At 62.4% G+C, this 23,403-nt stretch carries 22 protein-coding genes; 11 read left to right on the forward strand and 11 right to left on the reverse strand.

Translation table 11 applies throughout. The features are described 5' to 3' along the window. Window positions 1-62: 62 nt before the first annotated feature. Window positions 63-479 (forward strand): acyl-CoA thioesterase, encoded by a 417-nt coding sequence (locus tag ACK2VC_RS06420; RefSeq protein ID WP_486732778.1) that lies wholly within the window; start codon window positions 63-65, stop codon window positions 477-479. 196 nt (window positions 480-675) lie between these two features. Here ACK2VC_RS06420 and ACK2VC_RS06425 read toward each other — a convergent pair whose 3' ends face one another. Both ACK2VC_RS06425 and ACK2VC_RS06430 read right to left on the reverse strand, forming a co-directional pair. Then, on the reverse strand, window positions 676-2,358 hold the full coding sequence (locus tag ACK2VC_RS06425; RefSeq protein ID WP_486732779.1) for a long-chain-fatty-acid--CoA ligase: 1,683 nt from the start codon (window positions 2,356-2,358) through the stop codon (window positions 676-678). Window positions 2,359-2,523: 165 nt separating this feature from the next. After that, window positions 2,524-3,651, reverse strand: a complete 1,128-nt coding sequence (locus tag ACK2VC_RS06430) for an aminopeptidase (RefSeq protein ID WP_486732780.1) — start codon at window positions 3,649-3,651, stop codon at window positions 2,524-2,526. Between the two features lie 165 nt (window positions 3,652-3,816). Here ACK2VC_RS06430 and ACK2VC_RS06435 point away from each other — a divergent pair, with 165 nt between their 5' ends. The 9 genes from ACK2VC_RS06435 (at window position 3,817) to ACK2VC_RS06475 (ending at window position 12,569) form a co-directional block, all read left to right on the forward strand. Then, window positions 3,817-5,049, forward strand: a complete 1,233-nt coding sequence (locus ACK2VC_RS06435) for a M20 aminoacylase family protein (protein WP_486732781.1) — start codon at window positions 3,817-3,819, stop codon at window positions 5,047-5,049. Between the two features lie 135 nt (window positions 5,050-5,184). After that, on the forward strand, window positions 5,185-6,486 hold the full coding sequence (locus tag ACK2VC_RS06440; protein ID WP_486732782.1) for an HlyC/CorC family transporter: 1,302 nt from the start codon (window positions 5,185-5,187) through the stop codon (window positions 6,484-6,486). Window positions 6,487-6,607: 121 nt separating this feature from the next. Continuing rightward, window positions 6,608-8,332 carry a type IV-A pilus assembly ATPase PilB gene (pilB, locus tag ACK2VC_RS06445; RefSeq protein ID WP_486732783.1) on the forward strand — a complete coding sequence of 575 codons (1,725 nt, stop codon included), beginning with the start codon at window positions 6,608-6,610 and terminating at the stop codon, window positions 8,330-8,332. A 14-nt stretch (window positions 8,333-8,346) separates the two neighbouring features. Further along, a complete protein-coding gene (locus tag ACK2VC_RS06450) occupies window positions 8,347-9,573 on the forward strand; it encodes a type II secretion system F family protein (protein ID WP_486732784.1) in 1,227 nt (408 codons plus the stop codon). Next, complete coding sequence (locus tag ACK2VC_RS06455; RefSeq protein ID WP_486732785.1) at window positions 9,573-10,436, forward strand: prepilin peptidase; 864 nt, start codon at window positions 9,573-9,575, stop codon at window positions 10,434-10,436. The genes ACK2VC_RS06450 and ACK2VC_RS06455 overlap by 1 nt, the downstream gene beginning before the upstream one ends. 4 nt (window positions 10,437-10,440) lie before the next feature. Continuing rightward, window positions 10,441-11,064: a dephospho-CoA kinase gene (gene coaE / locus ACK2VC_RS06460; protein ID WP_486732786.1), complete on the forward strand. Its 624-nt coding sequence runs from the start codon at window positions 10,441-10,443 to the stop codon at window positions 11,062-11,064. An 85-nt stretch (window positions 11,065-11,149) separates the two neighbouring features. After that, window positions 11,150-11,905, forward strand: coding sequence for a cell division protein ZapD (zapD, locus tag ACK2VC_RS06465; protein ID WP_486732787.1), 756 nt, complete (start codon window positions 11,150-11,152; stop codon window positions 11,903-11,905). A gap of 13 nt (window positions 11,906-11,918) precedes the next feature. Then, the gene (gene yacG, locus ACK2VC_RS06470; RefSeq protein WP_486733183.1) at window positions 11,919-12,101 is read left to right on the forward strand and encodes a DNA gyrase inhibitor YacG; all 183 of its coding nucleotides are present in this window, start codon (window positions 11,919-11,921) and stop codon (window positions 12,099-12,101) included. Window positions 12,102-12,143: 42 nt separating this feature from the next. Beyond that, on the forward strand, window positions 12,144-12,569 hold the full coding sequence (locus ACK2VC_RS06475; protein ID WP_486732788.1) for a methyltransferase family protein: 426 nt from the start codon (window positions 12,144-12,146) through the stop codon (window positions 12,567-12,569). Here ACK2VC_RS06475 and mutT read toward each other — a convergent pair. The 6 genes from mutT to ACK2VC_RS06505 form a co-directional block, all read right to left on the reverse strand. Continuing rightward, on the reverse strand, window positions 12,566-12,994 hold the full coding sequence (mutT, locus tag ACK2VC_RS06480; protein WP_486732789.1) for an 8-oxo-dGTP diphosphatase MutT: 429 nt from the start codon (window positions 12,992-12,994) through the stop codon (window positions 12,566-12,568). The two genes, ACK2VC_RS06475 and mutT, sit on opposite strands and share 4 nt — an antisense overlap. Window positions 12,995-13,119: 125 nt before the next feature. Further along, window positions 13,120-13,992 (reverse strand): ATP-binding protein, encoded by an 873-nt coding sequence (locus ACK2VC_RS06485; RefSeq protein WP_486732790.1) that lies wholly within the window; start codon window positions 13,990-13,992, stop codon window positions 13,120-13,122. A gap of 73 nt (window positions 13,993-14,065) precedes the next feature. Further along, the gene (gene argJ, locus ACK2VC_RS06490) at window positions 14,066-15,295 is read right to left on the reverse strand and encodes a bifunctional glutamate N-acetyltransferase/amino-acid acetyltransferase ArgJ (RefSeq protein ID WP_486732791.1); all 1,230 of its coding nucleotides are present in this window, start codon (window positions 15,293-15,295) and stop codon (window positions 14,066-14,068) included. A 61-nt stretch (window positions 15,296-15,356) separates the two neighbouring features. Further along, window positions 15,357-15,680, reverse strand: coding sequence for a quaternary ammonium compound efflux SMR transporter SugE (gene sugE, locus ACK2VC_RS06495; protein WP_486732792.1), 324 nt, complete (start codon window positions 15,678-15,680; stop codon window positions 15,357-15,359). Window positions 15,681-15,762: 82 nt separating this feature from the next. Continuing rightward, on the reverse strand, window positions 15,763-18,531 hold the full coding sequence (secA, locus tag ACK2VC_RS06500; RefSeq protein ID WP_486732793.1) for a preprotein translocase subunit SecA: 2,769 nt from the start codon (window positions 18,529-18,531) through the stop codon (window positions 15,763-15,765). 147 nt (window positions 18,532-18,678) lie between these two features. Then, window positions 18,679-19,635, reverse strand: a complete 957-nt coding sequence (locus ACK2VC_RS06505; protein ID WP_486732794.1) for a peptidoglycan DD-metalloendopeptidase family protein — start codon at window positions 19,633-19,635, stop codon at window positions 18,679-18,681. A gap of 50 nt (window positions 19,636-19,685) precedes the next feature. Here ACK2VC_RS06505 and ACK2VC_RS06510 point away from each other — a divergent pair, with 50 nt between their 5' ends. Next, on the forward strand, window positions 19,686-20,183 hold the full coding sequence (locus tag ACK2VC_RS06510; protein WP_486732795.1) for a hypothetical protein: 498 nt from the start codon (window positions 19,686-19,688) through the stop codon (window positions 20,181-20,183). A gap of 155 nt (window positions 20,184-20,338) precedes the next feature. Here ACK2VC_RS06510 and lpxC read toward each other — a convergent pair whose 3' ends face one another. The 3 genes from lpxC to ftsZ all read right to left on the reverse strand — a co-directional run bounded on the left by lpxC (window position 20,339) and on the right by ftsZ (window position 23,159). Next, the gene (gene lpxC, locus ACK2VC_RS06515; RefSeq protein ID WP_486732796.1) at window positions 20,339-21,274 is read right to left on the reverse strand and encodes a UDP-3-O-acyl-N-acetylglucosamine deacetylase; all 936 of its coding nucleotides are present in this window, start codon (window positions 21,272-21,274) and stop codon (window positions 20,339-20,341) included. 48 nt (window positions 21,275-21,322) lie between these two features. Continuing rightward, entirely contained in the window at window positions 21,323-21,829 is a 507-nt protein-coding gene (locus ACK2VC_RS06520) for a redoxin family protein (RefSeq protein ID WP_486732797.1), read from the reverse strand. A gap of 130 nt (window positions 21,830-21,959) precedes the next feature. Continuing rightward, window positions 21,960-23,159, reverse strand: a complete 1,200-nt coding sequence (gene ftsZ, locus ACK2VC_RS06525; protein ID WP_486732798.1) for a cell division protein FtsZ — start codon at window positions 23,157-23,159, stop codon at window positions 21,960-21,962. Window positions 23,160-23,403 lie beyond the last annotated feature (244 nt).

Genomic DNA, 23,403 nt, shown 5'->3' on the forward strand with positions numbered 1-23,403 from the left:
TGCTACGCCTTGCGCAGCATAGTGGACGATTGTAGCGTTTAACCCAAATTCAAGGCCCGCCCATGTTCAGTCAACACAACACCACCCTTCCCGACGGCAAGATGCCACAACTGCGCGTGATGCCGATGCCGGCCGATGCCAACATCCACGGCGACGTGTTCGGCGGCTGGATCATGGCCCAGGTCGACATCGCCGGCTCGCTGCCGGCGGTGCGGCGCGCCAATGGCCGCGTCGCCACCGTCGCCGTCAATTCCTTCCTCTTCAAGCACCCGGTGTTCGTCGGCGACCTGCTGTCGTTCTATGCCGAAATCGTCAAGGTCGGCACCACCTCGATCACGGTCAACGTCGAGGTCTACGCCGAACGCAACCGGCTGCAAGCGCAAACCGTGAAGGTGACCGAAGCCACGCTGACCTATGTCGCCACCGGCGAAGACCGCAAACCGCGACCGCTGCCGGCGCTGGCTTCGCTCACCATCTAGCCAGGCTAGCCACCCTCGATATTCCAATGATGGCTATAGTATATTGACAAGACAGCCATTTCATAAGCGGTATCAACGGTTTACATTGGGAGTATTGGGTTCTGGAAGCACGTAACGGGAGTCGCAAGAGCATAAAAAAAACCGCCCGGCGGGCGGTTTTTCCTGGCGGGCTTGGCGCCCGCCCTGATGCGATGACTTACGCCGCCTTCTTCTCGTCGCGCAATTCGCGCCGCAGGATCTTGCCGACGTTGGTTTTCGGCAGTTCGTCGCGGAACTCGACGTATTTCGGCTTCTTGTAGCCGGTCAGGTTTTCCTTGCAGTAGGCCAGCACCTGCTCGGCGGTCAGCGACGGGTCCTTGCGCACCACGAACACCTTGACCGCTTCGCCGGTCTTCTCGTCCGGCACGCCGATGCAGGCGCATTCCAGCACGCCCGGGTGCATCGCCACCACCGCTTCGACTTCGTTCGGGTAGACGTTGAAACCGGACACCAGGATCATGTCCTTCTTGCGGTCGACGATCCTGGTATAGCCGCGCTCGTCCATGATGCCGACGTCGCCCGACTTGAAGAAACCGTCGGCGGTCATGACCTTGGCGGTTTCTGCCGGCTGGTTCCAGTAGCCGACCATCACCTGCGGGCCGCGAATCGCGATTTCGCCCGGCTGGCCAAGCGGCACCGGATTGCCGTCGTCATCCAGGATGGCGATCTCGGTCGACGGAATCGGCAAGCCGATGGTGCCGCTGTACTCGCTCATGTCGGCCGGATTGCTGGTAGCCACCGGGGACGTCTCGGACAACCCGTAGCCTTCGGCGATCGGGCAGCCGGTGACCTTGATCCACTTGTCGGCCACCGCCTTTTGCACCGCCATGCCGCCGCCGTTCGACACCTTCAGCAGCGAGAAATCAAGCTTGGCGAACTCCGGGTGATTGACCAGACCGTTGTACAGGGTGTTGACCGCCGGGAACATGTTGACCTTGTACTTCGCCAGCTCCTTGATGAAGCCGGGAATGTCGCGCGGATTCGGAATCAGCAGATTCATTGCGCCGACCCGGGTCCCGACCATGTAGCAGACGGTCAGCGCGAAGATGTGATACAGCGGTAGCGCGCAGACGAAAGTGAGTTGCTCGACCACCGGCTCCTTCCTCAGCACCGGCTGCATCCAGGCTTCCACTTGCAGTACGTTGGCCAGGACGTTGCGATGCGACAGCGTGGCGCCCTTCGACAGGCCGGTGGTGCCGCCAGTGTATTGCAGGAAGGCGACATCGTCCTGGGTCAGTTCGACCGGCTTCAGGCTCATGCCTGCGCCTTGCGACAGCACCTGCTTGAACGAGACGGCGTTCGGCAGCGTATAGGCCGGCACCATTTTCTTGACGTTGCGCACCACGAAGTTGACGATGCCGCCCTTCACCGTACCCAGCAGGTCACCCATCGTCGCCACCACGATGTGCTTGATCGGAGTTTTGGCCAGCACCTGTTGCAGCGTGGTGGCGAAATTTTCCAGGATGATGATGGCTTCGGCGCCCGAATCCTTCATCTGGTGTTCCAGTTCGCGCGGGGTGTATAGCGGATTGACGTTGACCACGATGTAGCCGGCGCGCAACACGGCGGCAAGCGCCACCGGATATTGCAGCACATTGGGCATCATCAGCGCCACGCGCGCGCCCTTTTTCAGTCCGCGCGATTGCAGCCAGGCGCCGACCTGCATCGACATCCGATCCAGATCGGCATAAGTCATGCGCTTGTCCATGCAGGCAAAGGCATCGCGCGCGGCGAACTTCTTGAATGATTCTTCCAGCAACTGCACCAACGACCGATACTGCGTGTAATCGATCTCCGCCGGCACGCCTGCGGGATACGATTTGAGCCAGAATTTATCCATGTTCCACCCCCTTGTCTCTGATTATCGATAACGGTTCGCAAGCTCGTACGCCAGCGCCGCAAACTTTGCATTCACGGAAAAATCGCACGACTGTTTTTTTATTTCACAGTGATCGTATCGGGCAGAGTGCAATGGCGCAAGTTCTTTACGATTTATTGGAGGCTATTACCTAGCGGTCGACGATTGCTGCGCGGCAGCATCAAACCTGCCCCGATGCCGCTCGGCCAGAGGCGCCTGCGGCTCGGCCAGCAGCGCCAGTTGCCGCTGGCGCTGCTCGTGATCCTCTTGCGCCAGCTGCCTGACGCTCGCGTAAAACTCGGGGAAACTGCCGGCACGCGCCAACAGCGTGCGAAACGCCGGCACCAGCTGATGGTAGGTCGCCACCGCCGCCAGGTGCGCGTTCGACAACGGCTCGGCGAACCAGCGGTCATAGCCGGCGTAGCCGCCCCAGCCGGTTTTCAGCGTCTGATACTCCTGTTTCAACGCGACAAAGGTAGCCGCCTTGCGCCGCAGTTTTTCGGCGTCGTCGATGGGTTGCGCATAAATCTCTTGCAAGCGCAGCCGGTACTTCAGCAGCAGGCGCAGAAAATCCTGCCTGCGGCCCTCGAAGCGCTGATAGGCGGCGCGCGTCGCGGCGTCGGCCTCGACGTCCAGCCAGCGCTCGACTCCGGCTTCCTCGACCGCCGTCGCAAATGCTTCATTGAACGGGGTATCGCCGCTGGCGTAAGCGACCTGGTGCGCCAATTCGTGAAAAATCAGGCGCGCCAGTTCGCCATCGGGGTAGTGGACAAAAGTGGACAGCACCGGATCGTCGAACCAGCCCAGCGTCGAATAGGCCGGCACGCCCGCCACCTGGACGTCGTAACCCTCAGCACGCAATTCGGCGCCATACTCCTGCGCCTGCTGCTTGCTGTAATAGCCGCGATAGCTGACGCAGCCGGCCACCGGAAAGCACCATTGCCGCGGCTGCAACGACAGCGCCGGCGCCGCCACCACGTTCCACAGCGCGAACGGGCGCTTCAGATCGGCGTAGGCGGTATAGCTGCGGTTGTCCGGCAGTCCCAGCTCGCGCGCGGCAAAGCGGCGGATCGCGCGCACCGTTTCCAGCTTGCGCTTCAAGGGTTGGGCGGCGTGCGGATCGAGCAGCCAGTCGTCGATCGGACGCGCCTCGGCCAACAATGCAAACTGGCCCTGGGCGGCTTGCGCGTAATAGTTGAGCTGGGCGCAACCGGCCAGCAGCAATGCCAGCAAGGCCAGCGGCGCACCTTTCCTGACGGCAGACTTGATTCCCATCTTCCTGCTCCTGCAATACCGGCGCAACACCGGCAGAATCCACTCTTGATTCTCATCGTACTGCAAAGCCGGCGCGCCGGGCCGGCTGGCGGTAAGATCGGGACTGACGCTTGCCGCGCACCGGCCGGCCGCCGCCATACCGGCGCCGCTTCCCAGGAGATTATCTTGAAACCAATCGATTCCATCGTCCTCTTCCAGTCCGAATTGCAGCAGATTCGACGCGACCTGCACGCGCACCCCGAACTCTGTTTCGAAGAACACCGCAGCGCCGGCGTGGTGGCGCAAAAACTCGCCGAATGGGGCATCGAAGTGGTGCGCGGCCTGGGCCAGACCGGCGTGCTCGGCATCATCCGCGGCGCGCACGGCGACAATGGCCGCGCGCTCGGCCTGCGCGCCGACATGGACGCGCTGCCGATGCAGGAACTCAACACCTTTGCCCACGCCTCGACCCACCCCGGCAAGATGCACGCCTGCGGCCACGACGGCCACACCGCGATGCTGCTGGGCGCAGCGCATTACCTGGCGCGGCAATGCGACTTTGCCGGCACCATCTACCTGATTTTTCAGCCAGCCGAGGAAGGCGGCGGCGGTGCCAAACGGATGATGGACGACGGCCTGTTCGAGAAATACCCGATGCAAGCGGTGTTCGGCATGCACAACTGGCCCGGGCTGGCGGTCGGCAGCTTCGGCGTCACGCCGGGGCCGATGATGGCGTCCTCCAACGAATTCGAGGTGATCGTCCAGGGCCGCGGCGCGCATGCGGCGCAGCCGCACATGGGCGTCGATCCGGTGATGATCGCGGTGCAGATCGCACAAGCCTGGCAAACCATCGTGTCACGCAACAAGAACCCGCTCGACGCTGCCGTGCTGTCGATCACCCAGATCCACGCCGGCAGCGCCACCAACGTGATCCCGGACGACGCCAGCCTGATCGGCACCGTGCGCACCTTCAACGTGCCGGTGCTCGACCTGATCGAGCGCCGCATGCGCGAAATTGCCGAACACAGCGCAGCCGCCTTCGGCGCCACCATCGAATTCCGCTTCAAGCGCAATTACCCGCCGCTGATCAACCATGCGGCGGAAACCGCCTTCGCGCTCGGCGTGATGCAGGAACTGGTTGGCGCCGAACACGTCGAGGCGAATGTCGAACCGACCATGGGCGCCGAGGACTTTGCCTTCATGCTGCAGGAAAAGCCGGGCTGTTACGTCTTCATCGGCAACGGCGAAGGCGAGCATCGCGCCAGCGGCCACGGCCTCGGCCCCTGCAACCTGCACAATCCGAGTTACGACTTCAATGACGACCTGCTGCCGATCGGCGCCACCTACTGGGTGCGGCTGGCGCAGGCGTGGTGCGGCGCGGCAGCAAGTCCGGCCACCGCCCGGGCGGCAAAAACTTGAACCGGAAACATCTATAGATTAGACTCGCGCCCGTAATCAAGTCATTCACGGCCCTTCGGGCCGGTAAAACCCGGCGCCCGGGATTCGAACTCGCCGCGGCGCCGCCTTTCTGTACAACCACTTTACGGTGACCCATTGGATACCGTGCCCTTATGGGTGCAACTCATTGCACTCGCCGTACTGATCAGCCTGTCGGCATTTTTTTCGATCTCCGAAACCGCGCTGATGGCGTTGAACCGGCACCGGGTCAAGCATCTGGCGAAGCGCGGCAACAAGCTGGCCCTCATCACGTTGTGGTTGCTGGAGCGCGTCGAGCGCGTGCTATCACTGATCCTGATCGCCAACACGTTGATCAATGCGCTGGCCACCGGCCTGGTGACGGCGATCGCGATTTCCGCCTTTGGCAATCATGAGCGCGTGATCACGCTGGCGACCGCCGCAGTGGCATTCCTGTTGATCGTCTTTTCCGAAATCACGCCCAAGGTGATTGGCGCCACCTATCCGGAACGCATCGCGCTGCCAGCCAGCTTCGTGCTGAAACCGCTGATGACGATCGGCAAGCCGGTGATCTGGTTCGTCAACCTGTTCGTTTCTGGATTGCTGAAACTGTTGCGCATCAAGGCCGGCAACGAGGCGCGCGATCAGCGCCTGTCGGCGGAGGAATTGCGCTCGATCGTGCTGGAAAGCAGCACCTTCATTCCGCAAAAGCATCGCAGCATCCTGCTCAACCTGTTCGACCTCGGGAAAATTTCGGTCGAGGACATCATGACGCCGCGCTCCCAGATCGAGGCGCTGAATCTGTCGGTACCAATGGCCGAAATCAAGCGCCAACTGACCACCTGCTATCACAACAAGCTGCCGGTGTATGAGGGAGAAATCAACCAGATCGTCGGCGTCCTGCACGTGCGCAAGGCGGTCGGCCTGCTGAATCTGGAAGAAGAACTGACGGCCGAACATTTCCGTGAATTGCTGGGCGCACCGTACTTCATTCCGGAAGGGACTGATGTTTTTACGCAACTGCAATATTTTCAGGAAAACCATGAGCGGCTCGGCATCATCGTCGACGAGTACGGCGAAGTGCAAGGACTGGTGACGCTGGAAGACATCATCGAGGAAATGATCGGCGAATTCACCACCTCGGTGCCGGGCGCGGCGCGCGCCGACAAGTTCGGTTGGGATGCGAATGGAGAATGCCTGCTGGAAGGCAGCACCACGCTGCGCGATATCAACAAGCAACTGGGTCTGAATTTCCCGCTGGACGGACCGAAAACCTTGAACGGCTTGCTGCTGGAGTGGCTGCAAGACATCCCGGAGGCCAACGTCAGCATGAAGATCGGAAATTGCATCCTCGAGATCGTGCAGGTGCAAAACCAGGCGATCAAGATGGTCAAGCTGGTGGCGCCGTCGGACCCGAGCGAGCATGACGAACGCGATTAGGCACCTTGCAACGTTCCGTGACGAAACAATCCGAGGTGCAATAACTTTACAAATCAGGTGCCTAGAGGCATTATCTAACGGAATTCCGATGTTCCACGCGCGTTTTTCGGCATAAACACCTATGGCAGCAGTCCTCCCCGGTTCGGCATCCGGCACTCCGATCTCAGGCCTCGCGCGCTCGTTGCTGCAAGCCGGTCGGCTGTCGGCCGCGCAGGCGGAACAACTCAGCAAGCAAGCCGCGCAGGAAAAAATCCCGTTCATCGACATCCTGCTGCACAGCGGCTTGGTCAATGCCCGGGCCCTGGCCGCTTTCAGCGCTGAAACCTTCGGCTATCCCTTACTGGATCTGGCCGCGATCAATCCCGCCCTGCTGCCGGAAAAGCTGATCGATGCCAAGCTGATGCAGAGTCAGCGCGTACTGGCGCTCGGCAAGCGCGGCAACAAGGTGTTCGTGGCGCTGTCCGACCCGACCAATCTGCACGCGCTGGACCAGATCAAGTTCCAGACCGAACTGGCAGTCGAGGCAGTGATCGTCGATCATTCCGGCCTGCTGAAACTGATGGAAAAGCGCGGCCACAGCGCCCAGCAGGAGATCAACGAACTGATCGGTGACGAGCTGAACGTTGATTTCGTCGAGGACGAGGCCAACCCGGCGGCCGACGCCGGCAGCGCCGACGTCGACGATGCGCCGGTGGTTCGTTTCCTGCAAAAGATGCTGACCGACGCCATCAACCTTGGCGCTTCCGACCTGCATTTCGAGCCATTTGAAAAATTCTACCGGATCCGGATGCGGGTCGATGGCGTGCTGCGCGACGTCGCCCAGCCACCGCTGGCGATCAAGGAAAAGCTGGCGTCGCGCATCAAGGTGATCTCCAAGCTCGATATTTCGGAAAAACGGGTGCCCCAGGACGGCCGCCTGAAGCTGGCCATTTCGAAAACGCGCTCGATCGATTTCCGCGTCAGCACCTTGCCCACGCTGTTCGGCGAGAAGATCGTGATGCGGATTCTGGATCCGGCGCAGGCGCAGATGGGGATCGACGCTCTGGGCTACGACGCCGATCAGAAGCAGATCCTGCTGGATGCGATCGAGCGTCCGTACGGCATGGTGCTGGTCACCGGCCCCACTGGCTCCGGCAAGACGGTGTCGCTGTATACCTGCCTGAACCTGCTGAACAAGCCGGGCATCAATATCTCCACTGCCGAGGACCCCGCCGAAATCAACCTGCCGGGAGTCAACCAGGTCAACGTCAACGATCGTGCCGGCCTGACCTTTCCGGTGGCGCTGAAGGCCTTTCTGCGGCAGGATCCCGACGTCATCATGGTCGGTGAAATCCGCGATCTGGAAACCGCCGACATCGCAATCAAGGCGGCGCAGACTGGACACATGGTGTTCTCGACCCTGCATACCAACGACGCGCCGTCGACGCTGACGCGGCTGATGAACATGGGCGTAGCACCGTTCAACATCGCCTCATCGGTGATCCTGATCACCGCCCAGCGGCTGGCGCGCCGCCTGTGCACTTGCAAGGCAATTGCCAGCATCCCGGACGAAGCGCTGCTGGAAGCCGGTTTTACCGAGGACGATCTGGACGGTACCTGGGTGCCGTACAGGCCGGTCGGCTGCGAACGCTGCAGCAACAGCGGCTACAAGGGGCGGGTCGGGATTTACCAAATGATGCCGATTTCGGAAGAAATCGAACGTATCATCCTGGCGCATGGAACGGCACTGGAAATCGAGGCGCAGGCCAAGATCGAAGGCGTCAAGACCTTGCGCCAGTCGGGCCTGGCCAAGGTCAGGCAAGGCCTCACCAGCCTGGAAGAAGTGCTCGCCTGCACCAACGTATAACAAGGGGAAGACAGATGGCAACTGCAGCCCGCGGCACCGCCGGCCAGGTCAAGGAATCGATCTTCGCCTGGGAGGGCAAGGACAAGCAGGGCAAGCGCGTGTCCGGCGAAATGCGCGCCAGCGGCGAGGCCGTGGTCAATGTCACGCTGCGCCGGCAAGGGATCCTGGTTACCAAGCTGAAGAAAAAATCGTTCCGCAGCGGCAAACGCATTTCGGACAAAGACATCACGCTGTTTACGCGCCAGCTGGCAACCATGATGAAGGCTGGCGTGCCGCTGCTGCAATCGTTCGATATCGTCGCCAAGGGCCACTCCAACCCCTCGGTGTCGAAACTGGTGCACGACATCCGCAGCGACGTCGAGACCGGCACCAGCCTGAACCAGGCGTTCCGCAAATACCCGCTGTATTTCGACCCGCTGTTCTGCAACCTGGTCGGCGCTGGCGAGCAGGCCGGCATCCTGGAAGATCTGCTGACGCGGCTTGCGGTCTATAAGGAAAAAACCATCGCCATCAAGGGCAAGATCAAATCGGCGCTGTTCTACCCGATCTCGATCCTGGTGGTGGCGTTTGTCGTCACTTCGGTGATCATGATCTGGGTGGTGCCGGCGTTCAAGGAAGTGTTCACCAGCTTCGGTGCCGACTTGCCGGCACCGACCCTGATGGTAATGGCGATTTCGGATTTCTTCGTCGCCAACTGGTACATCATCTTCGGCGCCCTGTTCGGCGGCCTGTACCTGTTCTTCCAGTCCTGGCGGCGCTCGCTGAAGGTGCAGCGCTTCATGGACCGGCTGCTGCTGAAGGCGCCGATCTTCGGGCCGGTGATCCGCAAGGCCACCATCGCGCGCTGGACTCGCACCCTGGCCACCATGTTCGCCGCCGGCGTGCCGCTGGTGGAATCGCTCGACTCGGTCGGCGGCGCCGCCGGCAACGCGGTCTATCTGGACGCCACCAGGAAAATCCAGACCGAGGTCAGCACCGGCACCAGCCTGACGGTGGCGATGCAGAACTCCGACGTCTTTCCGAACATGGTGACGCAGATGGTGTCGATCGGTGAGGAATCCGGCGCCCTGGACCAGATGCTGGGCAAGGTCGCGGACTTCTATGAAAACGAGGTGGACGAGGCGGTGGCTTCGCTGTCCAGCCTGATGGAACCGCTGATCATGGTGATCCTGGGCGTCTTGATCGGCGGTCTGGTGATTGCGATGTACCTGCCGATCTTCAAGCTGGGGGCCGTGGTCTGATGCCGGAATTCCTATGGCTGGCGCCACCCGCCAATTGGCTGGCGGCCACCGTCGCCGGCGTCTTCGGACTGCTGATCGGCAGTTTCCTGAATGTGGTGATCCACCGCCTACCGAAGATGATGCAGCGCGAATCGGACAATTACGTCGCTGCCGAAAGCGGCCAGCCGCTGCCGCACACCGACCGCTACAACCTGATGCTGCCGCGCTCGGCCTGCCCGCATTGTGGCCACCAGATCGGCGCGCTGGAGAACATCCCGCTCATCAGCTACCTGCTGCTGCGCGGCAAATGCGCACAATGCAAGGCGCCGATTTCGATCCGCTACCCGCTGATCGAACTGCTGACCGGGGTGCTGTCGTTCCTGCTGATCTGGCGTTTCGGCGGTGCCGTGGCCGGACTGGCGGCGCTGGTGTTCACCTACTTTCTGATTGCGATGACCTTCATCGATACCGACACCCAGTTGCTGCCGGACGACCTGACCCTGCCGCTCCTGTGGTGCGGCCTGCTGGTCAACCTGAACGGCATCTTTGTGCCGATCGACGAAGCGGTGATCGGCGCGGTGGCCGGCTACCTGGCGCTGTGGACCGTGTACTGGCTGTTCAAGCTGGCCACCGGCAAGGAAGGCATGGGCTACGGCGACTTCAAGCTGCTGGCCGCGCTCGGCGCCTGGCTCGGCTGGAAGATGCTGACCGTGATCGTGCTGCTGTCGTCGGCAGTCGGCGCCGTGGTCGGCATCGCGCTGATCATCTTTGCGCGCCACGGCCGCAACATTCCGATCCCGTTCGGCCCCTACCTGGCAGCCGCCGGCCTGTTGACGCTGTTCTACGGCAAGCCGCTGGTGGCGCTGTATCTCGGCTCGCTGTAAGACGATGACGAACGCCGCATCTTCGCTCTTCGTCGTCGGGCTGACCGGCGGCATCGGCAGCGGCAAGAGCCTGGTGGCCGACCTGTTTGCCGCACGTGGCGCCGCCATCATCGATACCGACCAGATCGCGCATCAGTTGACCCAGCCGGACGGCGCGGCGATGGCAGCAATTCGCGCCGCCTTCGGTGCCGGGTTCGTCAGCGCGGACGGCGCCATGGATCGGGTGAAGATGCGGCAGCACGTGTTTTCAGACGTCAGCGCCAAGAAAAAGCTGGAAGCGATCCTGCATCCGCTGATCCAGAGCGAATGCGAGCGCGCGGCAAAATTGGCACGCGGCAACTACCTGATGTTCGTGGTGCCCTTGCTGGTCGAATCCGGCCGCTGGCGGCAGCGGGTGGCGCGGGTATTGGTGGTCGATTGCCCGGAAGCGACCCAGATCCAGCGCGTGATGCGCCGCAACGGCATGAGCGCCGCGCAGGTGCAGGCGATCATGGCCACCCAGGCGACCCGGGCCGCGCGGCTGGCGGCGGCCGACGATGTGATTGCCAACGACGGCGAGCCGGCGGCCCTGATTCCACAAGTCGAGCGCTTGCACGCTTTCTACCTGACACGCGCAAAAACGGGCTGAGCGGATCCGCCCGCGTTTGTAATTTTGCGGTGGTTCGTTCAGAATCATGTAAATCCGGCACTGGTAAACTTTTAAGGAATGCACTTTGATTGTCTACGAATACCCATTCAACGAGCGCATTCGCACGTTGTTGCGGTTGGAAGACCTTTACGAGAAATTCGCATTTTTTGTCCAGCAGGAAAACGCTCTGCAGCACCACGTCGCGCTTTCCACGATTTTTGAAATGCTGGAAGTGGCCGGACGCGCCGATCTGAAATCCGACCTGCTGCAGGAACTGGAGCGGCAAAAACAAACGCTGCTCGGTTTCAAGAGCAACCCCAACGTGCAACCCGAGATGCTGGAGCGCATCCTATCCGAAGTCGACCGCGCCAGCACCGCGCTGATGGCAGCGCAGGGCCGCACCGGCCAGAACGTGCGCGACAACGAGTGGCTGATGAGCATCCGCGGGCGCACCATCATCCCCGGCGGCGCCTGCGAATTCGACCTGCCGTCTTACTACGCCTGGCAACATCATCCGGCCGCCGAGCGCCTGGCCGATATTTCCAAGTGGTTCGCGCCGCTGGCGCCGCTGTTCGATGCGATAAGCGTGGTGTTGCGGCTGCTGCGCGAATCTGGACAGACGGTCAAGATCAACGCTCAGGGCGGCAGCTACCAGCAGATGCTGCAGGGCAAGACCTACCAGATGCTGCGCCTGACGCTGGACCCGAATTTGGGCGCGATTCCGGAAATCTCGGCCAACAAGTACATGCTGTGGGTGCGCTTCACCTCACAGGACGGCGACATGAAGCCAAAGGCGTTCGACGGCGAAGTGCCGTTCGAGCTGACCCTGTGCAACTTCTGAGGATGGCCGCGTGATGGGCACGATCGTCGAATGTCCGACCTGCGGCAAGCAGGTCGAATGGAGCAAGGAAAACAAGTTCCGACCATTCTGCAGCGAGCGTTGCAAGCAGATCGACCTCGGCGCCTGGGCCGAAGAAAAATATACGATCCCCGCCACCAATCCACCATTGCCGCCGGACGCCGATCCGCAAAGTTGAGCCCGCGGCGACCCGCATCCCATGGCATTGCCGCTCGAGCCCATGTCCTACCTGCTGGTCGCCGCCCAATTCGTCCTCATCGCGCTGCTGGCCTGGCCGTTTACGGCGCCTGCCCTGAGCTGGTTCAATCTCGCGCTGTTTGGCGCCGGAGCGGCGATTGCGCTGGCCGCCATCGTCACGATGGGCGCGCAGACGATCAGCGTACTGCCGGAGCCGCGCGCCGGCGGCGAATTGGTGACGCGCGGGATTTACCGGCTGGTGCGCCATCCGATGTACCTGGCGGTCCTGGTGTGCGCAGTCGCCGCCTGCCTGGCGTACCAGAGCGTCGCCAAATGGGGGCTGCTGGCGTTGTTGGCGATCGTGCTGATGCTCAAGATACGGCGCGAGGAACGCCTGCTGCGGCAGCATTTTCCCGCCTACTCCGCCTATGCGCGACGCACGCGGGCGCTGCTGCCGTTCATTTTCTAGGGAGTGGCGGCGCCAACCTGATCCTGGCGCCGCAATTGATCCAGCCATGCGAGCAGCGGGATCGTCGCCGGCAACAGTGGCGCCACCTCGACGCTGCCCTGCCAGGCGAAGGCTTGCCCTTCCAGGCTTTGCGGCTCGCCCTGCCATTCGCGGCTGATGTAGAAATGCAGCCGCACATGGGCGTGCGGATACACGTGTTCAACGCCGCACCAGGGTTCGGCCGACAGCACCCGGATGCCGAGTTCTTCCATGAATTCGCGCTGCAACGCCTGCAGCACTGTTTCGCCGGCCTCGACTTTGCCGCCCGGGAATTCCCAATAACCGGCATACGGCTTGCCGGCCGGCCGCTGGCCGAGCAAAACGTCGCCGTTGGCGCGCATCAGGATGCCGACGGCGACATCGACTGGTGCGATGGCGTCAGACATCGGCTAGCGCTGGCCGACGCTTACTACGGTAGTATCGAGTCAAAACATCCATATAACGCCCGAAATTAATGGTCATATCGACCAGTATATGGAAACACCCAGTGTCTTTGCGGTACCGGGGAGATTTAATCGTGATGGCCCAGCCGCCCGGCATGATCCTTGGCGAACTGCCAGGCGACGCGCCCAGAGCGCGAGCCGCGCTGTAACGCCCAGCGCAGCGCGTCGTCATGGGCGGCGGCGATCTGGGCGTCGTCGCAGCCGAAATGGCGCAGCCAATGGCCGACGATCTCCAGGTAATCGTCTTGGCGGAATGGATAGAAGGTGACCCACAGGCCGAAGCGCTCGGATAGCGAAATCTTTTCCTCGACCGTTTCGCCCGGATGCAGATCGCCGTCCTCGGTATGGACATAACCGGCATTGTCCGACATGCGCTCCGGCATCAGGTGACGGCGGTTCGAGGTGGCGTAGATCAGCACGTTGTCGGACTGCGCCGAAATGCTGCCGTCCAGCGCCACCTTGAGCGCCTTGTAGCCGCCCTCGCCTTCTTCGAATGAGAGGTCGTCGCAAAAAATGATGAAGCGCTCCGGCCGCCCGGCGACCAGTTCGACGATGTCGGCCAGATCACCCAGATCGCTCTTGTCGACTTCAATCAGACGCAGCCCTTGCGCCGCGTACTGGTTCAGGCAAGCCTTGATCAGCGACGATTTGCCGGTGCCGCGCGCGCCGGTCAGCAGCACGTTGTTGGCCGGCTTGCCGGCGACGAACTGGCGCGTGTTTTGCTCGATCTGCTGCTTTTGCGGCTCGATGTTGTGCAAATCGGTCAGCGCGATGTCGGAGATATGGCCGACTGGCTGCAGATGGCCGGCAGCGCCGCGCTTGCGCCAGCGAAAGGCGGTGGCGGCGTTCCAGTCGGGCGCCGGCACGCTCGGCGGCAGGATGGTTTCCAGGCGTGCCAGCAGCGCTTCGGCGCGGGTCAAAAAATGGTCGAGTTGGGTCATCGGCAAACCAGATCGATAGTGGCCGCGGGGTTCAGCCGGCGGTCACGGCAAATTGTGAAGGGAAAGGCCGCTCTCAAGAGCGGTAATCGGCATTGATCGTTACGTATTCGTGCGACAAGTCGCAGGTCCAGACGGTGGCGCTGGCGGCGCCGCGCCCGAGTGTCACGCGCACCGTGATTTCGCTCTGCCGCATCACGCGCTGGCCGTCGGCTTCCCGGTAATCCGGATTGCGGCCGCCGTTTTTGGCGACCCAGACATCGTCCAGATACAAGTTCAGCGTGCTGACGTCGAGGTCGTCAACGCCGGCATAGCCGATCGCCGCCAGGATGCGGCCGAGGTTCGGATCGGAGGCGAAAAACGCCGTCTTGACCAGCGGTGAATGGCCGATCGAATAGGCGATTTTCCGGCATTCGTCGCGCTCGCGCCCGCCTTCCACCTGAATCGTGATGAACTTGGTCGCGCCTTCGCCGTCGCGCACGATCATCTGCGCCAGTTGCTGCGACAAGCTGGTCACCGCCTGCGCCAGCAGCGCGTATTCGGGCGTGTCGATGGCGCCGATCTCGACGCCGGCGGCGCCGGTGGCGATCAGCATGAAGGAATCGTTGGTCGAGGTATCGCCATCGACCGTAATGCAGTTGAAGGAGGCATCTGCGGCCTGCTTGACCAGATGTTCCAGCACCGGCTGCGCCACCTTGGCGTCAGTGGCGACGAAGCCGAGCATGGTCGCCATGTTGGGCCGGATCATGCCGGAACCCTTGCTGATGCCGGTCAGCGTAACGGTCTGACCATTGATGACGACCGTACGCGAAGCGGCCTTCGGCTGCGTGTCGGTGGTCATGATCGCCTCGGCCGCGTTGTACCAGTTGTCACGGCCGCGGTTGGCCAGCGCCTGCGGCAAGCCGGCGGCGATGCGCTCGACCGGCAGCGGCTCCAGGATCACGCCGGTCGAAAACGGCAACACCTGCTGCGGCGCGCAGCCGAGCAACTGCGCCAGCGCCGCACAGGTGGCGTTGGCGGCGGCCAGACCGGCCTCACCGGTGCCGGCATTGGCGTTGCCGGTGTTGACCACCAGCGCCCGGATCGGAGCATGCCCGGCGCCCAGATGCGCCTGGCACACCTGCACCGGCGCCGCGCAAAAACGGTTGGCGGTAAACACGCCGGCTACCGTGGCGGCCGGCCCCAGAGTCATCACCAGCAAATCCTTGCGGTTGGCCTTGCGCACGCCGGCTTCGGCGTGGCCCAGTTCCAGGCCGGCCACCGGTAGCAGTTCGGCGGCAACGGGAAGGGGAAGATTGACAGCCATCAGAATTATCCAGGGTTGAATCCAGCGTTGATTGTAGCCAGTGCCGGACGGGATGTAAAAATCAATGCTCCGGCGTCACCAGTTTCAGGCCGACGATACCGGCCACGATCAGGCCCACGCACAGCAGGCGCGCGGCGGAGGCCGATTCGCCAAACAGCACGATACCGAGCAGGACAGCGCCGACCGCGCCAACCCCGGTCCAGACGGCGTATGCGGTGCCCAGCGGCAGGCTCTTGACGGCCAAGCCGAGCAGCACGACGCTGACGACCATGGCGCCGACCGTGGCCGCACTGGGCCAGAAGCGGGTAAAGCCTTCCGTATATTTGAGGCCGATCGCCCATGCGACTTCAAACAGGCCCGCGACCAGCAAAATTACCCATGCCATAACGCCATCCCTTGGTTGGTGGGGCCGTCCCCCTCGATCATGAAGGCGCGTGGTCGCCCCCGCGCTCGAGAAAGAAGGCGGCCTAAGCCAGGCGGCCGTGGCACTGCTTGTATTTCTTGCCGCTGCCGCACGGGCAGGGGTCGTTGCGCCCGACTTTCGGCACCGCATGCACCAGCGGCTGCTGCCGGGTTGGCTCGCCATTCGCGGTGGGCGCCAGCATTTCGCCGCTTTCACTTTCCTCGCCGTCGAAATCGGCGTGCTGATAGTGCACGTTTGCCACCCGCGGCGGCGCCAGTTGCTCTTCCGCCGCTTCGATTTCCTCGCGGCTCTGGATGCGCACGGTCATGACGATCTTGACCACGTTGTGGCGGATCAGGTCGAGCATCTGGCCGAACAGCTCGAACGCCTCGCGTTTGTATTCCTGTTTCGGGTTCTTCTGCGCGTAGCCGCGCAGATGGATGCCTTGGCGCAGGTGATCCAGCGCCGCCAGATGCTCGCGCCAGTGGCTGTCGATGTTTTGTAGCATCACGCTGCGCTCGAAGCCGGCAAACGCGTCCTTGCCGACGATCGCGATCTTGCCGTTGTAGACGTCGTCGGCCGCCTTCAGGATGCGATCCAGCAATTCCTCGTCGGTCAGATCCGGCTCCGTCTTCAGCACCTCGGCCAGCGGCACCTCCAGTTGCCATTCATTGGCGAGCGTGGTTTGCAGCGCCGGGATGTCCCATTGCTCCTCGACCGACTGCTCCGGGACGTGGGCGCGGAACAGGTCGGTAAATACGCCCTGGCGCAGCGCCGCGATCAGTTCCGACACGTCCTGCGTGGCCAGCAGTTCGTTGCGTTGCTGGTAGATCACCTTGCGCTGGTCGTTGGCGACGTCGTCGTATTCGAGCAGTTGCTTGCGGATGTCGAAGTTGCGCGCTTCCACCTTGCGCTGCGCCGATTCGATCGAGCGCGAGACGATGCCGGCCTCGATCGGCTCGCCTTCCGGCATCTTCAGGCGGTCCATGATGGCGCGCACGCGGTCGCCGGCGAAAATGCGCAGCAACTGGTCGTCCAGCGATAAATAGAAGCGCGACGAACCGGGATCGCCCTGGCGCCCGGCGCGTCCGCGCAACTGATTGTCGACCCGGCGCGACTCGTGCCGCTCGGTGCCGACGATGTGCAGGCCGCCGGCCGCCACCACTTGCTCGTGCCGCACCTGCCATTCACTCTTCAGCTTTTGCGCCGCCAGCTCTTTGTCGGCCTGGCCCAGGTTGGGGTCGGCTTCGATTTCCTTCAACTGCTTTTCGATGCTGCCGCCCAGCACGATGTCGGTGCCGCGGCCAGCCATATTGGTGGCGATCGTGATTTGCTTGGAACTGCCGGCCTGGGCGATGATTTCCGCTTCGCGCGCATGCTGCTTGGCGTTCAGCACATTGTGCGGCAGCTTGGCCTTGGCGAGAATGCCGGACAGCAGCTCCGAATTCTCGATCGAGGTGGTGCCTACCAGCACCGGCTGGCCGCGCCCATAGCAGTCGCTGATGTCGTTCAGCATCGCCTTGTATTTTTCCTCGCTGGTCTTGTAGACCTGGTCTTGCAAGTCCTTGCGCTGGCTGGGCTTGTTGGGCGGGATCACGACGGTTTCCAGGCCGTAGATTTCCTGGAATTCGTAGGCTTCGGTGTCGGCGGTGCCGGTCATGCCGGCCAGCTTGCCGTACATGCGGAAATAGTTCTGGAAGGTGATCGAGGCCAGCGTCTGGTTCTCGTTCTGGATCTTCACGCCTTCCTTGGCTTCGACCGCCTGGTGCAAGCCATCCGACCAGCGTCGTCCGGTCATCATGCGGCCGGTGAATTCATCGACGATCACCACTTCGCCATCCTGCACCACGTAATGCTGGTCGCGGTGGTACAGCGCATGCGCGCGCAAGGCCGCGTACAGGTGGTGAATCAGCGTGATGTTGGCGGCGTCGTACAGAGAGGCGCCCTCCGGCAGCAGCCCCATGCGCGCCAGGATTTGCTCCGCCTTTTCGTGGCCTGCCTCGGTCAGCAGCACCTGGTGCGCCTTCTCATCCTTGGTGTAGTCGCCCGGCACTTCGACGTGGCCCTTGCCGTCCGGTGTTTCCTCGCCAATCTGCATGGTCAGCAGCGGCGGCACGGCATTCATCTTCAGGTACAGCTCGGTATGATCCTCGGCCTGGCCGGAAATGATCAGCGGTGTACGCGCTTCGTCGATCAGGATCGAATCGACTTCATCGACGATCGCGAAACTCAGCTCGCGCTGCACGCGGTCGCCGGCTTCGTACACCATGTTGTCGCGCAGGTAATCGAAACCGAATTCGTTGTTGGTGCCATAGGTGATGTCGGCGGCGTAGGCCGCCTGCTTGGCATCGTGCGCCATCTGCGACAGGTTGACCCCGGTGGAAAGCCCAAGCCAGCCATATAGCGTGCCCATCCATTCGGCGTCGCGCTGGGCCAGGTAATCATTGACCGTGACCACGTGCACGCCCTTGCCGGCCAAGGCATTCAGATACACCGCCAGCGTCGCCATCAGGGTCTTGCCTTCGCCGGTGCCCATTTCCGCGATCTTGCCGTCATGCAACACCATGGCACCGATCAATTGCACGTCGAAGTGGCGCATCTTCAGCACCCGCTTGCTGGCTTCGCGACAGACCGCGAATGCTTCCGGCAGGATATCGTCCAGGGTCGTGCCGGCGGCCACGCGCTGCTTGAATTCCGCCGTCTTGGCTTGCAGTTCGGCGTCCGACAATTTCTCGATCGTCGCCTCCAAGGCATTGATGTCGCGCGCCTTTTTCCTGTATTGCTTGAGCAGCCGCTGGTTGCGGCTGCCGAAAATCTGGGTCAGTAATGACATGCTTGGATTCTAGAAAACGCCGGAAAATTGCCGATGCGCACAACGGACGGGCATCGGCTCGGGCTTGGGCCAAATTGCGGATTTTATCATGCAGCCCGGATCAGATTGGGGCTGGGAACCAGGAAACAATAGCCGAACGGACACAGGTTAACGCTTGCTGAGCGCCACCGCGGGCGCCTGGTCGGCACCGGCCGTCAGGAATTTCTGCGGGTCCTGCGGCACGCCCTTGACCAGCACCTCGAAATGCAGGTGAGCACCGGTAGAGCGGCCGCTGGTGCCGATCGCCGCCACTTGCTGGCCGCGGCGCACGATGTCGCCCACCTTTGCCAGCAAGCGCGAGGCATGCGCGTAGCGCGTCACGATGCCATTGCCGTGGTCGATTTCGAGCATGTTGCCATATTCGTGATGATATTCGGCGGCGATCACGACGCCGCCGGCGGCGGCGATGATCGGGGTGCCGACCGGCGCCGGGAAATCGATGCCGTCATGAAAGGTGCTGCGGCCGGTAAACGGATCGATCCTCAAGCCGAAACCGGAGGCGTTGTAGCCGACGTTGACCGGCTGGATGGTGGGCAGCATGCGCGACTTGATCTGGTTGGTCATCAGCGCCGTTTCCACCACGTTCAGGTAATCGGCGCGCTGATCGACGCCTTTCCCCAGCGCCTCCAGCAGCAGCCGGAATTCGGCCAGGTCCAGCGCATGCGGCGCCACATGGGCGCCGGCGGCGGACGGTTCGGCGCCGCCACGCCCTGGCAATTCATGGAAATTGAATTCTTCCGGCTGAATGCCGGCCAACCCCTGGACGCGCTCGCCGAGCGCATCCAGCCGCATCAGTTGCGCCTGCATTGCCCCCAGCTTGACCGCCATCGCCGCCAGGTTTTCCTTGACGTAGCGATCCTTGCGCACTGCCTCGTCGGACGCCGCCGATGGCGTCAGAAATGGCACTTGGTACTCCGCCGCGTAGCGCACCAGCAGCAGCGACAGCAGCGACGCCGTCAGCAGCAGCACCAGCAGCAAGGCGCCGCCAGCCAGCGCCAGATGGCGGGAAGTGAGGGTCAGCGAGCGGGCATGGGGCAGGCGCGGGTGCAACAGTATGACTTGCATCTCGATTCCTTTGACTTGTTGCACGCGGAAGCGGGTGATAAGGTGGCACCATGTCGTCCACCTCTTCTTTTTCCACGTTTCGGTCGCCGTCCCCGGCGCGCACCGCGCGCGACGTCACTGAATTTCTGGGCACCCACGACAAGCTGGGAGCACTGTTGCCGGCGGTAGAGCGCATGGCGCAACTGCAGAAGGATTGCGCGCGTAACCTACCACCGATGTTTGATGCCTGTGAAGTGTTGCAGTTCGCGACCGGCCAACTGGTGCTGGCGGCGCCGAACGCGGCCCTGGCGGCCAAACTGAAACAACAATTGCCGAAGCTACAAGAGAACCTGTGCCGGCTGGGCTGGCAGGTTAACGCAGTGCGCCTCAAAGTGCAAGCCGGCCGGCCAACCGAAAAACCGGTCCCGCCGAAGCAATTGGAATTGTCACCGCGGGCGCTGCCGGCGTTGGCGGCACTCGGCAGTCAACTGGACGATACGCCGCGCAATGCGGCATTGAAGGCGGCGATCGAGACGATGGTGCGACGCCATCGACATCCTGGACCATGATCCGGCCGGACGGCCAGCATGGTCGGTCCCACTTCCGGATACCAGAGCTAGTGGAGTATTTTTTACTACCGCAGTAAATCAGGGCGGGAACGGTTGATTTTTAGCCACACTCCCTTTCTCGATGGACGAATAGGAGCAGGCATCCGGGGCACCGCTCAATTCAGCGCCCACTCCTGCGCCGCCTGCCGCACATAAGTGGCGGGCGCATTCGCCAGCGTCTCGAAACTGACGATCTCGTAGGCCTCCGGCTGTGCCAGCAAGGCGCGCAGCAACTGGTTGTTCAACGTGTGCCCTGACTTGTGCGCGACATAGCCGGCTAGCAGCGGGTGCCCGATCAGGTACAGATCGCCGATCGCGTCCAGTATCTTGTGCCGAACGAATTCATTGTCATAGCGCAGCCCATCCGGATTCAGGATGCGGTATTCGTCCATCACGATCGCGTTTTCCAGCGAACCGCCGCGCGCCAGACCGAGGCCGCGCAGCGTCTCGACGTCTTGCATGAAGCCGAAGGTGCGCGCGCGCGCCACTTCCTTGACATACGATTCGAGCGCGAAATCGACTTCGGCGCTTTGGCCCGTGCCGTCCACCGCCGGGTGATTGAACTCGATGAAGAATTTCAGCCGAAAGCCGTTGTACGGCTCCAGCCGTGCCCATTTCCTTTGCTCGCCTTCGCCCTCGGACACCTCGACCGGGATCTTGACGCGGATGAATTTCTTGGCCGCGCCCTGTTCCTGCAAGCCTGCCTGCTGCAGCAGGAATACGAAGGAAGACGCCGAGCCGTCCATGATCGGGATTTCCTCGGCGGTCAGATCGACGTACAGATTGTCGATCCCGAGGCCGGCGCAGGCCGACAGCAGGTGCTCGACGGTCGATACGCGCACGCCGTCCTTGGTCAGCGTCGACGCCATGCGCGTGTCGCCGACGCCAAGCGCGGTGGCCGGCAGGTCGACCGCCGGATCGAGGTCGACGCGGCGAAAGATGATGCCGGTATCGACCGCGGCCGGGCGCAGGGTCAGCTCGACCTTGGTGCCGGAATGCAGGCCGACACCGACGGTTTTGACCAGTTGTTTGATGGTGCGTTGTTTCAGCATGCGGCATTATAGCTTTCTGGCCATCACCATGCCGCACCCCGCAGCTTCTTATCCGAGCTGAGCCAGCATGGTTTCCGCATTCGACACCTCGAACTTGCCGGGCTGCTCGACATTCAACTGCCGCACCACGCCATCCTCCACCAGCATCGAATACCGTTGCGAGCGCGTTCCCATGCCGAACTTGGAGAAATCGGCATCCAGCCCGAGCGCCTTGCTGAAGGTGGCATTGCCGTCCGCCAGCATGCGCACGATTCCGGTCGCCTTTTGATCGCGTCCCCAGGCGCCCATCACGAAGGCGTCGTTGACGGCAATGCACCAGATTTCATCGACGCCTTTGGCTTTCAGCTCGGCCGCGTGCTTGACGTAGCCCGGCACGTGCTGTGCCGAGCAGGTCGGGGTGTAGGCGCCGGGCAGGCCAAATACCGCGATTTTCTTGCCCTTGGCCAGATCGGCGACATTGAAGGTATTCGGCCCCAAGGCGCAACCCTCGGTCGCGGTTTCGATGAACTCAGCCAATGTGCCTTCCGGCAAGCGATCGCCTATCTTGATGGTCATGCAAATCTCCTGATGTCATGTAATGGAAGTGGATTGCCCAATAAAAACGCCGCGCCCGCAGGCGCGGCGTGCAATCCGCAGTATGCCCGCTTCCGCCGCTGCGCGCAGACGCGCAACGGCGGCGCCGGCCTCAGTCCGCCTGCTTGCGCAGGAAGGCCGGGATGTCGTAGGTTTCCATGCCGTTTTTCTCCAGCGCGCGCACGGTTTCGGAAGCCGATTCACGACGCCAGACCGCCGGCTGCTTCAAGCCTTCGAACGATGGCGCCGGTTGCGCCTGGCCGCCGGCGCCCGACGTTTTCAGCATGCCGGCGGTGGCCATGATCGGTTCGTTGTGGGTGCCGGTGCGCAGCATCGGCGCCTGCACCAGCTGCACCGTCTTGCGCGGTCGGCCGAGGCCGGTCGCCACCACCGTCACACGCAACTCGTCGCCCATCGAATCGTCATACGCCATGCCCTGCGCGATCGACGCATCCGGTGCCGCGAAGGCGCGCACGGTCGCCATCACTTCCTTGATTTCCTTGCCCTTCAGGCCGTGGCTGGCGGTGACGTTGACCAGCACCCCGCGCGCGCCGGACAGGTCGATGCCGTCCAGCAGCGGCGAAGTCACTGCCTGCTCGGCCGCGATGCGCGCGCGATCGACGCCGGACGCGGTGGCAGTGCCCATCATCGCCTTGCCCTGCTCGCCCATGATGGTCTTGACGTCGTTGAAGTCGACGTTGATGTGGCCCGGGACGTTGATGATTTCGGCGATGCCTGCCACCGCGTTGTTCAGCACGTCGTCGGCATGCTGCAACCACTCCAGCATGCTGTCGTCTTCGTAGATGTCTTCCAGCTTTTCATTCAGGATGATGATCAGCGAATCGACGTGCGCCGACAGCGCCTCCAGTCCTTCCTCGGCGATATCCATGCATTTCTGGCCTTCATAGGAAAACGGCTTGGACACCACCGCCACCGTCAGTGCACCCTGCTCCTTGGCGACCTGGGCCACGATCGGCGCGGCGCCGGTGCCGGTGCCGCCACCCATGCCGGCGGCAATGAACACCATGTGCGCGCCGCGCAATGCATCCTCGATGCGGGTGCGCGACTCTTCCGCCAACTGGCGGCCGACTTCCGGCTTCATGCCGGCACCCAGCCCGGTTGCGCCGATCTGAATGATATTGTCGGCCTTGGATTGCGCCAGCGCCTGGGCATCGGTATTGGCAACGATAAATTCGACCCCCGCGACGCCCTTGTTGATCATGTGCTGCACCGCATTGCCGCCTGCGCCGCCGACGCCAACGACCTTGATCACAGTGCCGAGTGTTGCATTGTCGAGCATATCGATTTCCATGATGACTCCTCTTTTTAGATAAATGAATATGCAGTTCTCAGTCGATAGGCATCACGCGGTGTGACGACTAGCAACTGGTAGCTGCGGGTCGCGCAAAAACTGGTGCTTCGGCTACTTTAAAAAAATGCTGCTGGTTGAACTACTGGTGAATCGTATTTTTTCCTTCCTATAGTGTTGGGGACAGAGTACCGCTGGGCTTAACTCTGTCCCGCAATTCAGGAAACTCGCTACGCTTAACCCTGCC

Source organism: Herbaspirillum sp. WTB6 (assembly GCF_057457785.1).